The organism is Glycomyces lechevalierae (assembly GCF_027622945.1).
Taxonomy (GTDB): domain Bacteria; phylum Actinomycetota; class Actinomycetes; order Mycobacteriales; family Micromonosporaceae; genus Glycomyces; species Glycomyces rutgersensis.
Genome location: NZ_JAPZVQ010000005.1, coordinates 249462 through 262673, shown reverse-complemented (window position 1 = coordinate 262673; position 13212 = coordinate 249462). Strand labels below are relative to the sequence as shown.

At 69.4% G+C, this 13212-nt stretch carries 13 protein-coding genes; 8 read left to right on the top strand and 5 right to left on the bottom strand.

Annotated features, from left to right (window positions below; translation table 11 throughout):
- Positions 1-4: 4 nt before the first annotated feature.
- The 4 genes from O2L01_RS11595 to O2L01_RS11580 form a co-directional block, all read right to left on the bottom strand.
- Positions 5-715 carry a ComEA family DNA-binding protein gene (locus O2L01_RS11595; RefSeq protein WP_270122088.1) on the bottom strand — a complete coding sequence of 237 codons (711 nt, stop codon included), beginning with the start codon at positions 713-715 and terminating at the stop codon, positions 5-7.
- Complete coding sequence (locus O2L01_RS11590; protein WP_270122087.1) at positions 712-2172, bottom strand: serine/threonine-protein kinase; 1461 nt, start codon at positions 2170-2172, stop codon at positions 712-714. The genes O2L01_RS11595 and O2L01_RS11590 overlap by 4 nt, the downstream gene beginning before the upstream one ends.
- Positions 2173-2255: 83 nt before the next feature.
- The gene (locus O2L01_RS11585) at positions 2256-2663 is read right to left on the bottom strand and encodes a hypothetical protein (RefSeq protein WP_270122086.1); all 408 of its coding nucleotides are present in this window, start codon (positions 2661-2663) and stop codon (positions 2256-2258) included.
- A 10-nt stretch (positions 2664-2673) separates the two neighbouring features.
- Positions 2674-3087 carry a hypothetical protein gene (locus O2L01_RS11580; RefSeq protein ID WP_270122085.1) on the bottom strand — a complete coding sequence of 138 codons (414 nt, stop codon included), beginning with the start codon at positions 3085-3087 and terminating at the stop codon, positions 2674-2676.
- A 539-nt stretch (positions 3088-3626) separates the two neighbouring features.
- Here O2L01_RS11580 and O2L01_RS11575 point away from each other — a divergent pair.
- From O2L01_RS11575 to O2L01_RS11560, 4 genes are all read left to right on the top strand, one after another.
- Positions 3627-4247 carry a DUF4272 domain-containing protein gene (locus O2L01_RS11575; protein WP_270122084.1) on the top strand — a complete coding sequence of 207 codons (621 nt, stop codon included), beginning with the start codon at positions 3627-3629 and terminating at the stop codon, positions 4245-4247.
- A 36-nt stretch (positions 4248-4283) separates the two neighbouring features.
- The gene (locus tag O2L01_RS11570) at positions 4284-5381 is read left to right on the top strand and encodes an adenosine deaminase (RefSeq protein ID WP_270122083.1); all 1098 of its coding nucleotides are present in this window, start codon (positions 4284-4286) and stop codon (positions 5379-5381) included.
- A 10-nt stretch (positions 5382-5391) separates the two neighbouring features.
- Positions 5392-6639, top strand: a complete 1248-nt coding sequence (locus tag O2L01_RS11565) for an amidohydrolase family protein (protein ID WP_270122082.1) — start codon at positions 5392-5394, stop codon at positions 6637-6639.
- 726 nt (positions 6640-7365) lie between these two features.
- The gene (locus tag O2L01_RS11560) at positions 7366-8004 is read left to right on the top strand and encodes a class I SAM-dependent methyltransferase (RefSeq protein WP_344469326.1); all 639 of its coding nucleotides are present in this window, start codon (positions 7366-7368) and stop codon (positions 8002-8004) included.
- 118 nt (positions 8005-8122) lie between these two features.
- On the opposite strand, the gene O2L01_RS11555 is transcribed toward O2L01_RS11560, so the two are convergent.
- Positions 8123-8983, bottom strand: coding sequence for a dioxygenase family protein (locus tag O2L01_RS11555; protein WP_270122080.1), 861 nt, complete (start codon positions 8981-8983; stop codon positions 8123-8125).
- An 82-nt stretch (positions 8984-9065) separates the two neighbouring features.
- Here O2L01_RS11555 and O2L01_RS11550 point away from each other — a divergent pair, with 82 nt between their 5' ends.
- From O2L01_RS11550 to O2L01_RS11535, 4 genes are all read left to right on the top strand, one after another.
- Positions 9066-9524 carry a MarR family winged helix-turn-helix transcriptional regulator gene (locus tag O2L01_RS11550; protein ID WP_270122079.1) on the top strand — a complete coding sequence of 153 codons (459 nt, stop codon included), beginning with the start codon at positions 9066-9068 and terminating at the stop codon, positions 9522-9524.
- A 129-nt stretch (positions 9525-9653) separates the two neighbouring features.
- Positions 9654-10025 carry a hypothetical protein gene (locus tag O2L01_RS11545; RefSeq protein WP_270122078.1) on the top strand — a complete coding sequence of 124 codons (372 nt, stop codon included), beginning with the start codon at positions 9654-9656 and terminating at the stop codon, positions 10023-10025.
- 5 nt (positions 10026-10030) lie between these two features.
- Positions 10031-11878 carry an alpha/beta hydrolase gene (locus tag O2L01_RS11540; protein WP_270122077.1) on the top strand — a complete coding sequence of 616 codons (1848 nt, stop codon included), beginning with the start codon at positions 10031-10033 and terminating at the stop codon, positions 11876-11878.
- Complete coding sequence (locus O2L01_RS11535; protein ID WP_270122075.1) at positions 11875-12525, top strand: hypothetical protein; 651 nt, start codon at positions 11875-11877, stop codon at positions 12523-12525. The genes O2L01_RS11540 and O2L01_RS11535 overlap by 4 nt, the downstream gene beginning before the upstream one ends.
- The last annotated feature ends 687 nt before the right edge of the window (positions 12526-13212 follow it).

The window sequence follows — 13212 nt, the reverse complement described above, 5'->3', positions numbered from 1 at the left end:
CCGCTTACGGAATGAAGACGCAGTACTCGCGCAGATGGTGCTCGAAGGTCGGGCTGATCTCGATCACGAGCATCACCTCGCCGAGGGACCCGAACGGCCCCGACTGCTCCACCCAGTCCTGGATCTGCCGGGCGCTGCGCGCGGTGACCCCCGGCAGGGACATGAGCACGTGCAGCGGCGCGTGGTTGAGGTCCACGAGCCCGCCGTCGTCGAACTGCCGCGGCAGGTCCGGCCGGCCGATGCCGAGCCGCTTGGCCAGCATCGGATCCGCCTCCGCCGTGCGGCGCGCCTGGTCGCGCAGGCGCCGCGCCCTGTCCACGACCTCCATACTGGACAGCCGTGCCACCGGCACCTGCACCCGCTCGGGCGGCGCCCACACCGCCGAGCGGATCATCAGCAGATGCGCCGTCGCCACCAGGGACGTGATCCCCACGGTGCAGTAGAACAGCACGTCCGCCCACAGCGGCGGGTACTCCCCGTACGCGCCGATCGCACTGCAGCCCGCGATCATCAACGCGGAGTGGACGATCAGCGCCACCAGCGTCAACGTGTCCCGCCGCCGCGCCAGCGCGGTCGCGAACGCGATCGGCGCGCCGAAGCCGCAGGTGAGCAGGGGCATGAACGCCCACAGGTAGGTGCCGAAGCGGGCCCAGCGGTGGCGGGCGCGGGATCTGGTGTCGTCGAAGGGCGGGGTGTAGGGACCGAGGGCGGTCATCGAGGAGGACTCCCAGGCGAGGCGGGGGGCGGCACCGGCCACGCGGAACCTGCCTGGGGCCGCGCCGGCGGGCCCTGAGGCGGCGTGGACCAGGTCCGCAGCAGCCGTTCGGCTTCGATGGTATCGGCATCGGCGGGGCCGAGCGCCGCGGCCATCTCGCGTACCACTGTGGACAGTTCGTGGTGGGCTTCGGGGCCGCGGCCGAGGACGGCGAGCAGGTCGGCGGCGACGCGGCGGGAGCGCAGCGTGGAGCGGGCGCGTTCGCCTTCGAGGCGCCGCTGGCGTTCGATGACGCGGGTGAGGCCGGTGAGGGCGCTTGCCGCGTTCCCAAGGGCGGCAAGGCATTGCGCGGCGCGCATCTGGCAGTGGAGGGCGAGCGCGGGATCGGGGGCCTCGAAGTCCTTGGCGAGGGCGCGGAAGGCGGTGAGGGCGCCGTTGTAGTCGCCCGTGCCGAAGGCGCGGTCGGCTTCGGCGATGCGTTCGCGGCGGTCGGGTGCGGCGATGACGGCGGCCTGGGCGGCGGCCGCGGCGGCGACGCGGGCGGGGGCGAGGGGGGCGCGGAAGGGCCAGGTGGGGTCGCCGCAGTCGTGCACGGGCGCTTGGGAGGCGGGGGCGGCGGTGAGGAGCGCGGCGAGGCGGAGGTGGACGTCGGCGGCGTCGGAGCCGCGTTCGGCGGGTTCCTTGGAGAGGAGGCGGGAGACGAGGCCGTCGAGTTCGGCGGGGAGGTCGGGGCGGCGGCGGCGCACGGGGTCGGGGAGTTCTTTGAGGTGGGCGGTCTGGACTTCGTAGGCGGAGCCGCGGTCGGCGAAGAGGCGTTCGCCGGTGGCCATCTCGTAGAGGAGGGCGCCGAGGGCGTAGAGGTCGGCGGCGGGTCCGGCGGGTTGGGCGCGGATCTGCTCGGGGGCCATGTAGTTGAGGGTGCCGGGTTTGTCGCCGGTCATGGTGAGGCGCGAGGCGTCGGGTTCGAGGACGGCGGCGATGCCGAAGTCGACGACATGGACGAGGCCTTCGGGGCCGACGATGATGTTGGCGGGCTTGAGGTCGCGGTGGACGACCTGCCTCGCGTGGGCGGCGGCGAGGACGGAGGCGAGCTGCGCGCCGATGGCGAGGGTCCAGTCGCCGGGGAGGGCGCCGGTCTCGTCGAGGAGGTCGCGGAGGTTGAGGCCGGGGAGGTAGGCCATGACGAGGTAGAGCTCGCCGGAGGCGTCGTCGAGTCCGGCGTCGAAGATGGCGGGGACGCCGGGGTGCTGGATCTGGGCGGTGACGCGGGCTTCGTGGCGGAAGCGGGCGGCGGCCTCGTGCTTCTGGGGGCCGTCGAGGAGGTCGGGTTTGACCACTTTGACGGCGACCTCGCGTTCGAGGTGGAGGTCGAGGCCCTGCCAGACGCGGCCCATGCCGCCGGCGCCGATGGGCCGGACGAGCCGGTACCGGTCGCCGAAGACCTGGGGAGTGCTCACGGTACAAGCATGCCCGGCGGGCCGGGGGAGACGAAGGCCGGACCCTCGGGGAGGCGAGGGTCCGGCCTTCGCGTTCGGGGCGGCTACTCGTTGAACTCCTTGTAGCTGCACTTGATCGGGGTGGAGTCGTTCGCGCCGTCCTGGACGCAGACCTTCATGCGGTAGCTCAGGCTCTCGAGCACGTTGTAGTTGAAGGTGACGTAGTTCCCGGCGCCGACGTTGTTGTACTTGCTCTCCTCGTCGACCCACCTGAGGACGGTCGGGTTGTACATCTGGAGGGTGCCTTCGATGCCGTGGCCGTCGGCGTACCAGTCGGTGACGCGGAAGTCGTCGCCGTCGTCGACGTGGGTCATGGAGCCGCGGATGTGGCCGGCGTACTCGACGTCGACGTTGGTGTTGCCGGCGTAGGCGGGGCTGGTGATGCCCGCGACGAGTGCCGCTCCGGCGGCCGCGGTGACCATGACCCGCGCGGCCCACTGCTTGGTCGTCATGATGGTCCGCCTATTCGCTGAAGCGCTTGGTGGCGCACTTGATCGGGGTGAGGTCGTTCGCGCCGTCCTGGAGGCACACGAGCAGGCGGTAGTCGTCGCCGTACGCGTTGTAGACGTCGTGCTGGAACTCGACGTAGGTGCCGGAGCCGGTGTTGTTGTACTTGGAGTCGAGGGTCTGCCAGGAGCCGTTGGGCCCGTGGTTGACCTGGAGGGCGCCGTAGACGCCGTGCCCGTCCCGGTACCAGTCGTAGACGCGGAACTTGTCGCCGTCGTCGACGTGCATGATCTCGCCGACCAGCATGTCCTGGTAGACCAGGTCGATGTTGGTGTTGGCGGCGTAGGCGGGGCTGGTGATGCCGGCGATGAGTGCCGCTCCGGCGCCGGCGGTCACCGCGATGCGGGCCGCCCATTGCTTGATCTTCATGTCGCTCCTTCAGGGTGTGGGGGGTCGGAGAACAGGTGTCGAGTGTGGAGACGCCACCGGGCGGGAATCGGTTGCCTGCGGATCGCGGTGATCTGGGCCACTTTGCTTGGGGTGCAACGTATTCGAAAGAATGCTGCCGATTCCGGAGGTCAGACTCTCGATGCGACCCCTCGGGGAGCCGGGAGTCCCCTCGCGATCCGGTGCCTCAACCGGTGCGGTCCGGCTTGCCCGCGGTTGCGTCCGGAAGATGCCGAACAGTGTCGAACGGTGTCGAACGAACGTAGTTACCGGTCGGTTCGTTTTGCCCCTCGGGACACTTGCGACTCACGCGCGGTAGGAGTGAAACACCTGCGTAACACGTAGATAGAAGCCTAAAGATTTCCTCTGCCCGCGTTGACTCCGGTATGTGTCGGACGCTACAGTTCTTCACAATCACCCTTCCTAGTGAACGCGCATTCACCCCCACCGGTGAACCCCAAGTGGTAGGGAGCCCTATGCCGACGGCGATCTCAGACCAGCGAAGCGTTCGACTGCGCACAGTGGACGGCCTCAGCGCGCTCGGCCTGCCGGCGCCCCCCGCCCAGTTCCCCCTCCCGTTCCCGCCCGGGCAGCTCCCCCGCCTGCGCCCCCGCGGCCACGTGGAGGCCCGCGCCGCGATCCTCAACATCGTCCAGGCCCGCGTCTTCGACATGCCCGAGGAACTGGCCATGCGCTGGCTGCTCGACGCGCACGTCCTCGACCACCTCTCCCCGGACGAATGGGGCTTCATCGCCTGCGGCCGAGGCGAACGCGCGCGCTACGCCGACCAGCTCGAGAGCCTCTACACCGTCTCGTGGCTGCTCGGCCTCGTCGACCACCTCGACCCCGCCGTGCCCTGCAGCGAGGAACTGCCCGAGCTCCTGCCCGACCTGCGCCGCCCGGAGTCCTTCGGCGCCTGGCGCGACCGCCAGCTCACCCCGACCCGCGACCCCGCCGTGATCGCCGAGATGCTCGACCTCTACTACTGCCTCGACTGGGTGTGCGACCAGGCCCGCCGCGCCGGGCAGGCCCCGCCGCGCGGCGTGGACGACAACCTGGTGTGGCACCGGCGCTGGGCCCTCGAATGGGCCGTGGTCTTCGCGGACGAGCGGCCCGTCCACTGGGACGAAGTGCGGCTGTGAGGCGGACCCGCGAAACCGGCTGACTATATTCATGGGATGAATTCCAAGCCGTTGACGCAAGAAGCCCTCCGCCAGGCCCCCAAAGTCGTGCTCCATGAGCACCTGGACGGCGGCCTGCGCCCCCAGACGATCATCGAGATCGCCGCCGAGATCGGCCACACCCTGCCCGAGACCGAGCCCGAGGCCCTGAAGAACTGGTTCTTCGACGCCGCCGACTCCGGCACCCTCGAGCGGTACCTCGAGACCTTCGCGCACACCGTCGCCGTCATGCAGCGCGCCGACGACTGCTTCCGCGTCGCCTCCGAAGCGGCCCAGGACCTCGCGGCCGACGGCGTCGTCTACGCCGAACTCCGCTACGCCCCCGAGCAGCAGCTCCTCGCCGGCCTCAGCCTCGAGGAGGTCGTCGAGGCGACCCTCGCCGGCTTCGAAGAGGGCCAGCGCCTCGCCGCCGCCGCCGGCAACCCCGTCACCGTGCGCACCCTCCTGTGCGGGATGCGCCACGCCGACCGCACGCTCGAGATCGCGAAGCTCGCGGTCGCCTACCGCGACAAGGGCGTCGTGGGCTTCGACATCGCCGGCGGCGAGATCGGCAACCCGGCCGAGCGCCACGTGGAGGCCTTCGACTACCTGCGCCGGGAGACGATGCCGTTCACCATCCACGCCGGCGAGTCCTGCGGCCCCGAGTCGATCTGGGGCGCGGTCGCCGTCTGCGGCGCCAACCGCATCGGGCACGGCGTGCAGCTCATCAAGGACATCGACCTCACCGGCGACGAGGCGAAGCTCTCGAACCTCGCCCACTACATCCGCGACCGCCGCATCGCGCTCGAGGTCGCGCCGTCCTCGAACCTGCAGACCGAGGGCGCCGAATCCATTGAGACGCACCCGATCAAGGCCCTCTACGACCTCGGCTTCCGCGTCACGGTCAACAACGACAACCGGCTCCAGAGCCGCACCAGCGTCTCCCGCGAGTTCGCGATCCTCTCCGAGACCTTCGGCTGGGGCTGGGCGGAGGTCAAGCGCTGCACCGAGAACGCCATGAAGGCCTCGTTCCTGCACCACCCGGAGCGCCGCCGCGTCCTCGAAGAGGTCATCCGCCCCGCCTACGCCGCGCTGGAGTCCGCCGACGCTGAGTAAGCTCGGTTCCATGCACGTTTACACCGCCCCTGTCGTCGTCCCCGTCGCGGACGAGCCGATTCGCGAAGGCGCGGTCGGGGTCGACGACGGGCGGATCGCCTACGTCGGCCCCGCCGCCGACGCCCCCGAGGCCGAGGGGACCACCGCCTTCGACGGCGTGCTCACCCCCGGACTCGTCAACGCCCACACCCACTTGTGCTACTCCGGGTTCGCCGACATGTACGGCAACGAAAAAGAGTTCTTCGAGTGGATCCAGGACTTCGCGCGGCGCAACCCCGAGACCGCCGACGACGCCTGGAAGGCCGCGATGCAGCTCGGCATCGACGAGTCGATCGCCAACGGCGTCACCGCCGTCGCCGACGTCGTCACCCGCCCGGCCTGCTTCGAGCCGCTCTTCGCCTCCAAGCTCGCCGGGGTCGCGTACTGGGAGGCCGTGTTCATCGACAACACGGCCTGGGAGACGCGCCGCAGCGCCTGGCGCGAGGTCGTCACCGACAGCCGCGCCGTGAACAACTCCGACATCGCCGTGGGCATCAGCCCCCACACGCTGTACACCCTGGGCACGGAGGTCGGCAAGAGCCTCGCCGAACTCGCGCGCACCCTCGACATCCGGCTCCACCCGCACCTCGCCGAGACCATGCACGAGGACATGTTCGTGCGCCGCGGCTCCGGCCCGTTCGCGTTCATGAACCGCCGCGCCGGACTCGAACTCGAGATCGCCGACGGCGGCGCCGGGCACTCCCCGGCCGCCCAGATGGAGAAGGTCGGCTGGCTCGGCGCCGACTCCCATGTGGCCCACGGGGTCCACCTCGACAAGGCCGACCGCGAACTGCTGCGCACCCTCGGCACCGCCGTGGCCCTCTGCGCCCGGTCCAACGCCCGCCTCGAAGCCGGCGAGCCGCCGGTCGCGGCCTACCGCGCCGAAGGGAACACCGTCGCGATCGGCACCGACTCGCGCGCGTCCTCGCCCGACCTCGACGTGGCCGCCGAATGGCCGCTCCTGCGCAAACTCGCGCTCGCCCAAGGCGACAGCGGCGACGGCCTCAACGAATGGCTCGTGCGCGCCGCCACCGAAGGCGGGGCGAAGGCCCTCGGTCGGGACGACATCGGCGCCATCAAAGTCGGCAACCGCGCCGACCTCGCCGTCTTCGCCGTGGACACCGAAGGCGACCCGTACGCGGCGCTCGTCAACGGCGCCGGCGGCAACTGCACCGCCACCGTCCTCCGCGGGGATCTCATCAAGCGGGACCCCGCATAACGCTTCGATCTCGGCACTTGTCGATCGGCCCGGCGTCCGCGATGCTGAATGAGGCCTGAACGCGGGCTGAACGACTTCCTTCACCGGAGAGGCTCGCCTCTCCGTGTATCCCCTGGAGAAGGCGGGGCGCGCATGCGCGCCCCGCCGTTTTTGCTTTCCGGCCCCCGGACACCGCTGTGCAAAACGGCGGAACCTGCGGTTATCCGACGAAGGCATACGACCACGTCGCACCCTGTGACAACCGGCACCCCATTGCTATCGGAAGGGTTACACGGGATAACGGTTCGGTTTCATAGATCGACATCACAGCCTTCATGCGTCAATGTGGTCGTGTAGCGCAGACCGCACTCGGGGGATCTCTCAGCGTCATCCCAGCCGGGACCCGAACCGGTCCGCGCCCCTGCGAACCGAACACGACGAGGAGGCGACGATGCACCGCACACCCGCGACCGGCCCGGCGCCTTCCCGTGCGCCCCAGGCGCTCCCGTCCCACCCTCAGGTTCCATCAGAAGCTCCCTTCCCGGGTGAGCGCGCGGCCGTACCCTGCTCCCTCATGGCCGCTCGCGTCGCGTTACCCCGCGCGCGCCCGATATAACCCCTTGATCCGCCGGGGCCCACACCGACAGGGCTCCGGCGGATTTTCTGTTTCCCGTGTGCAAGGCTGTGCGAGTGATCGAGGCGAACGAAGCGAATACCCCGCGTAAAGAACCCGGCCGCATCGCGGCGATGTTCGACCGGGTCGCGCCGGGCTACGACCGCACCAACACCGTGATGGTCGCCGGGCAGGACAAGCGGTGGCGCAAGGCCACCCGCGAGGCGCTGAGCCTCCAGCCGGGCGAGCGCTGCCTCGACCTCGGCGCGGGCACCGGCGTGTCCACGGCCGAACTCGCGAAGTCCGGCGCGGACGTCGTCGGCGTGGACTTCTCCCTCGAGATGCTCAAGCACCACCAGGACCGGCAGGTGCCGCTGGTGAACGCCGACGCGCTGCGCCTGCCGTTCGCCGACGACGCGTTCAACGCCGTCACCGGCTCCTTCTTCATCCGCAACGTCGTCGACCTCGACGCCTGCCTCGCCGAGATCCGCCGCGTGCTCGCCCCCGGCGGCCGCATGGTCCTGTGCGAGGTCTCCCGGCCGGTCTGGAAGCCCTACCGCAAGGCCCACGGCGTCTTCGTCAAGCACGTCCTGCCGAAGGTCGCCTCCCGCGTGGCCTCCGACCCCGAGGCGTACCAGTACCTCTCCGAGACGACGATGGCCTGGCCCGACCAGGCCGAGTTCGCCGACCGCATCGTCAAGGCCGGCTTCCGCAAGGTCGCCTGGCGCAACCTCGCCGGCGGCGCGGTCGCCATGCACCGCGGCTTCAAATAGAAGGAAGACGCCGCCCGGCCGCCTGGTGGGGGCGGCGCGGACGGCGCGTGCGGGCCGGGATTATGACGATCACCTGCCCGCGGCTCTCGGGCCCGCCCCGTGGCCGGGCCCGCACGGTCTAGTTCAGTTGGAAGCTGCGCTTCGACAGGCCGAACCAGTACCCGTCGATGACCGTGGTCGCGGCCTGCTCCTGCTCGCTCGCGGCCCCGTAGGTCACGAACAGCGGCACGTAGTGGTCCACCGTCGGGTGCGCGTACGGCATCCCCGGCGCCTGCGAGCGGTAGCGCGCCAGCGCCTCGATGTCCCCGCGCGCCAAGGCCTCCGAGGCCCACACGTCGAACTCGGCCGACCAGCCGGGGACGTTCTCGGGGTGGTGGAAGTCGACGAACGGCAGCCCGTGCGTCATGAACCCCGAGCCGACCACGAGGTACCCCTCCTCTCGCAGCGGCCGCAGCCGCGCGCCGATCGCCATGAGGCGGTCGGGGTCGTGAGTGGGGATCGACATCTGCAGGACCGGCACGTCCCCGTCGGGGTACATGACCTTGAGCGGCACCCACGCGCCGTGGTCGAGGCCGCGGCTCGCGTGCTGGTGGACCGGCTCGGTGTCGGGCATGGCGGCGGCGACGCGCTTCGCCATGGCGCTCGCGTCCGGCGTCTCGTACCGCATCTGGAAGTACCGTTGCGCGAACCCGCCGAAGTCGTAGACGAGCGGGGTCCCGGCGGCGGGGCTCGAGATCATGAGCGGCGCGGATTCCCAGTGGGCCGAGACGATGAGGATGCCCTTGGGGCGCGGCAGTCCTTGGGCCCAGTCGAAGAGCTGCCCCATCCACTCGCCCTCGTCGAAGAGCGGCGGGGCGCCGTGGCTGAGGTACAGCGCGGGGAGGGCGCCGTCGTCGGGCGTCCAGTCGCGGCGTTCGGCGGCGGCGGGCGCGGTGGTCTCGAGGAAGGCGTCGAACGCGGCGCCGGGACGGCCGGACATGGAATGCTCCTGCTTCATTGAACCTTCAATAAATCTAGCGCGGGATTCTTGATGTATCAAGTAGTTCCGTTAAGCTTGTTGCATGAGTGATGAAGCGCCCTGGCTCGACGAAGCGGAGATGGCGACCTGGCTGGCGCTCATCGGCGTGGTCATGCGGCTGCCCGGAGCCCTCGAAGTGCAGCTTCGCCGCGACGCCGACCTCAACCACTTCGAGTACTGCGTCCTCGTGGGCCTCGAGCACGCCGAGGACGACACGATGCGCATGAGCGACCTCGCGTTCCTGTGCAACGGCTCCCTCTCCCGCCTCTCCCACGTCGCCCGCCGCCTCGAGAGCGAAGGCCTCATCGAGCGCTTCGCCTGCCCCGACGACGGCCGCTCGACCCTCGCCCGCCTCACCGCCGCGGGCCGCGAACGCCTCGCCAAGGCCGCCCCCGGCCACGTCAAGCTCGTCCGCAACCTCGTCTTCGACGAGCTGGACGACGACGAGATGCGCCAGATGGGCGAGCTCGCCAAGCGGGTCCTCGCCCGCATCCAGGCCTGACCCGAAAATTCGCATCTGTTCTGTATTGACTCGAGTCGTTATAGTGAGCGAAAGCTTCGTTCCTATCCCCGAGGACTCGAATCATGCCCCTTGCGCCCCATCTGGATCACCCCTACCCGAATGACGCCCATGGCGGGCGCTGACGTCTTCGCCATGGACCCCGACGAGGTCCGCAAGTCCGTCGAGATCCTCTTCGAGATCGAAGCGGAGGTCGACGCCCAGGCCGCCACGATGGCCACCGCCAACGCCGAAGCCGCCGGCCCCCTCAAGGACGCCGCCACCGCGCTCGGCCCCGCCCTCGAAGCCGCCGGCGAATGGTGGCAGGTCCACCGCGCCGGAGGATTCCGCGGCCTCGTGGGCAACACCGGCGAGTACCTCGCCGTCTGCGCCGAGGAAGCCGTCGAGGTCGACGACTACAACGCCGGCACCTTCGCGTCCGTCGCCGGGGACCGCTACCCCGAGCGGCCCAACGCGAACGCCTCCTCCCGGCCCGACTGGTAGCGCCCATGAGCGAACTCACCTGGGAACGCCTCCGCGACCTCGACTGCGGCGCGATCCGCACCCTCGGCGACGCCTGGAAGACCTATGTCGACCAGCAGCTCGCCCACACCGAACGCCTCCGCACCGACGTCATCGACGGCCACCTCGGCACCGAGCACTACGAGTCCGACACCGCCACGCAGGTGCGCGACCAGATCGCCATGACCGCCGACCGCTACGAGGACGACCTCTCCGACTACGCCAGCACCCGCATCGCCACGACCCTCCTCGAAGCGGCGGACGCCTTCGAGAAGGAGCAGAACGAGCTCAAGGAACTCGTCCCGCTCATCGAGCAGCACGACTTCGAGATCGAAGGGCCCCACACCGAGTACGACGTCAACCTCTCCGGCGGCCTCCACCGGGCGATCCTCACCCTGGACCCGCCGCAGTGGCTGTGCGACATGTGCGGGGTCAAGAAACCGGACGGCTTCTGGGATATCGACACCCTGAAGGTCCTCTTCGACAGCGTCGACCTCTACGGCACCGCCATCGGCCTCGCCGGGCAGTACCAGGACTGGCTCCGCTCGGTCATGTCCCGCGCCCACGACGCCGACGAGGAGGCCGCCGCCGCCCTCGCCGAGATGCGCGAGAACCCCACCGAACTGCCGCCGCCGCTGGGCGCGACCTACGACGACCTCGTGGACGACTACAAGGACAGCGTCTCCGAAGAGGTCGCCGGTGAGGCCCAGGCGATCGCCGAAGGCACCTCAGGCATGTCGCCCGAGCAGGTCAACGAATGGTGGGACCACCTCAGCGACGCCGAACGCCAAGCCCTCATCGAGGAACACCCGGAATGGGTCGGCCCGGTCGACGGCATCCCCGTCGAAACCCGCGACACCGCCAACCGGACCCTCCTCGACAGCCAGATCGACGGCCTCGGCGACCGCATCGCCGCGAAAGAGCAGGCGCTCCAAGGCATGGACCCCGAATCCGAGGAGTACGAGAAGGCCAAGGCCGAACTCGACGACCTCAAGCACGACAAGTCCGACCTGACCCGCCTCCAAGACCGGATCACCGACGACGACGGCAGTCCCGCCGCCTCCAACCAGACCGGCCAGGACTACTACCTCCTCGGCTTCGACACCGAAGGCAGCGGCAAGGCCGTCGTCGCGATCGGCAACCCCGACACGGCGGACAACGTCAACACCTACGTTCCCGGCACCGGCGGCAGCCTCACCGGCGCCGGCGGCGGACTCCTCAACCGCGCCGACACCATGGCCTTCGACGCCCAGCGCCTCGGCGGCGGCGACGAGACCGCCACGGTCCTGTGGATGGGATACGACGCCCCCGACGACCTCATCGAGGCGACCGACCCCAAGTGGGCCGAAGGCGGCGCCGCCGACCTCGAGTCCTTCACGAAGGGCGTCAGAGCCACGGCCGAAGGCGAGCCGTCCAACTTCACCCTCACCGGACACTCCTACGGCAGCACCATGGTCGGCACCGCCGCGGCCTCCGAGGGCGTCGAAGCCGACAACTTGATGCTCATCGCCTCCCCGGGAGCCAGCGTCGACACCGCCTCAGCCCTGGGCGTCGACGAGAACCACGTATGGGCCTCGACCAACGACGAGGACGCCATCCAGTACGCGCCCGTCCACGGCGAGAACCCGACTCACGAGGAGTTCGGGGCCAACACCTTCACCAGCGACTCGCCCCGCGAAGGAAGCGACTGGTGGAAGTTCTGGGAGGGCCCGGCGGAGAACCACAACTCGTACTGGGACCAGGACGACCTGAACACGCCCGCCAATGAGGCGAACGACATCAGCCGCGACAATCAGGCCTACGTCGTGACCGGCCAAGAGGAACGTGTCAGATGACCCGCCTGCTCCTCGCCGGACTTGCCGCCCTCATCACCACCGTCACCGCATGCAGCCCAATGGAGAAGGACATGGACACCCCGCCGGAGAGCGAGTACCAGCAGGCCGAGGTCTACGCCCCGGCCGAAGCGGCGGTCGCCGACCTCGTCGACGTCCTGCCCGACTTCCCCGGCTTCGCGAACCGCTCCTGGGGCGAGATCCCCTGCAGCCACAACGGCGTCGACGACCCGAACTACACCTCCGTGGAGATCCGCTACCAGTTCTCCGCCGAAGACTCGGCGACCCCGCTCGTCAACGAGGAGTACGTGAACGTCCTCCGTGAGCACTGGACCTCCCTCGGCTATCAGATCGCCCGCGACGACGCCACAGAGGGCGACGGCGGGACCTACCGCGACATCAAGGCCATCACCGAAGAGGGCGTGAGCATCTGGTACTCCGCCGCCTACCTGGCGACCTTCATGGTGAGTTTCGGCGGCTGCGTCCCGGTCAGCGACAAGGGCGAGATCGAGTACATCCCACCCGCCGGAGGGATCACCCCCGGCAGCGACGGCGACCGTGTCGGCAACTACTTCCCAGAGGGCATTCCCACCTCTCACGAAGCCGTGGCCCCCTTCGATTCCCCTGAGCATTTCGACGACCAACTCTGATCGGTACTCGGGACTTCTCCTTTCCGTGTATCCCTGATCTTCGGTCCGACCGGGCACGCTCGCGCTCTGGCGATTGCGATGGTCCGACCGGGCATGCTCGCGCCGTGGTGTCGGCGGTCGGTCAGGGCATGCTCGTGCCGTATCGATACGGCGGTGTGTTCGGGGTGCACGGGCCTGGCTGGTGAGCGGGTCCGTGCTCGTCTGGTCTCCCGTGCAGGCCTCAGCGACCTCGCTCAGGCCTTGCAGGCCTCGCGGTCACACCAGACGTCTTCGTGTGCCTCGTTCCAAGCACCGCCTCCGGTCGAGGTGATCCCGACCGGCGATCTCCCACCCAGCACGCCCTCCTTTGAAGAGGCCGTGGTCCGCTGCGGATCCCGATAGCACCAAGGGGACTGAAACCACTGTTTCGTCAAGGCAGTGGTTTCGGAAAAGCGTCTGGTTTGGGTTTCGGCCAGAGGCTTGGCGTAGTCTGCTTGCACCTACTCGCCACCTGTACGTTTTCCGTATCCCTGTGCGTACATCAATCATCCCTCGCACCACCCCACACTGTCATCACCCACAGGGGTACAAGACCCTCACGTTTCGCCCCAAACCCCCTGCACCCCAAGGGAACAGCCGACACCGGCCCCCGCGGTCGGGAGTGTCGCCCGCCCCGAAACAAACCCGCATCCCGCCAGCGACCGCATC

Coding starts and splice junctions, on each gene's coding strand:
- O2L01_RS11550 (WP_270122079.1), top strand. CDS start 9,066: ATGAGTGATGAAGCGCCCTGGCTCGACGAAGCGGAGATGGCGACCTGG.
- O2L01_RS11585 (WP_270122086.1), bottom strand. CDS start 2,663: ATGACGACCAAGCAGTGGGCCGCGCGGGTCATGGTCACCGCGGCCGCC.
- O2L01_RS11555 (WP_270122080.1), bottom strand. CDS start 8,983: ATGTCCGGCCGTCCCGGCGCCGCGTTCGACGCCTTCCTCGAGACCACC.
- O2L01_RS11565 (WP_270122082.1), top strand. CDS start 5,392: ATGCACGTTTACACCGCCCCTGTCGTCGTCCCCGTCGCGGACGAGCCG.
- O2L01_RS11570 (WP_270122083.1), top strand. CDS start 4,284: ATGAATTCCAAGCCGTTGACGCAAGAAGCCCTCCGCCAGGCCCCCAAA.
- O2L01_RS11580 (WP_270122085.1), bottom strand. CDS start 3,087: ATGAAGATCAAGCAATGGGCGGCCCGCATCGCGGTGACCGCCGGCGCC.
- O2L01_RS11595 (WP_270122088.1), bottom strand. CDS start 715: ATGACCGCCCTCGGTCCCTACACCCCGCCCTTCGACGACACCAGATCC.
- O2L01_RS11535 (WP_270122075.1), top strand. CDS start 11,875: ATGACCCGCCTGCTCCTCGCCGGACTTGCCGCCCTCATCACCACCGTC.
- O2L01_RS11540 (WP_270122077.1), top strand. CDS start 10,031: ATGAGCGAACTCACCTGGGAACGCCTCCGCGACCTCGACTGCGGCGCG.
- O2L01_RS11560 (WP_344469326.1), top strand. CDS start 7,366: ATGTTCGACCGGGTCGCGCCGGGCTACGACCGCACCAACACCGTGATG.
- O2L01_RS11545 (WP_270122078.1), top strand. CDS start 9,654: ATGGCGGGCGCTGACGTCTTCGCCATGGACCCCGACGAGGTCCGCAAG.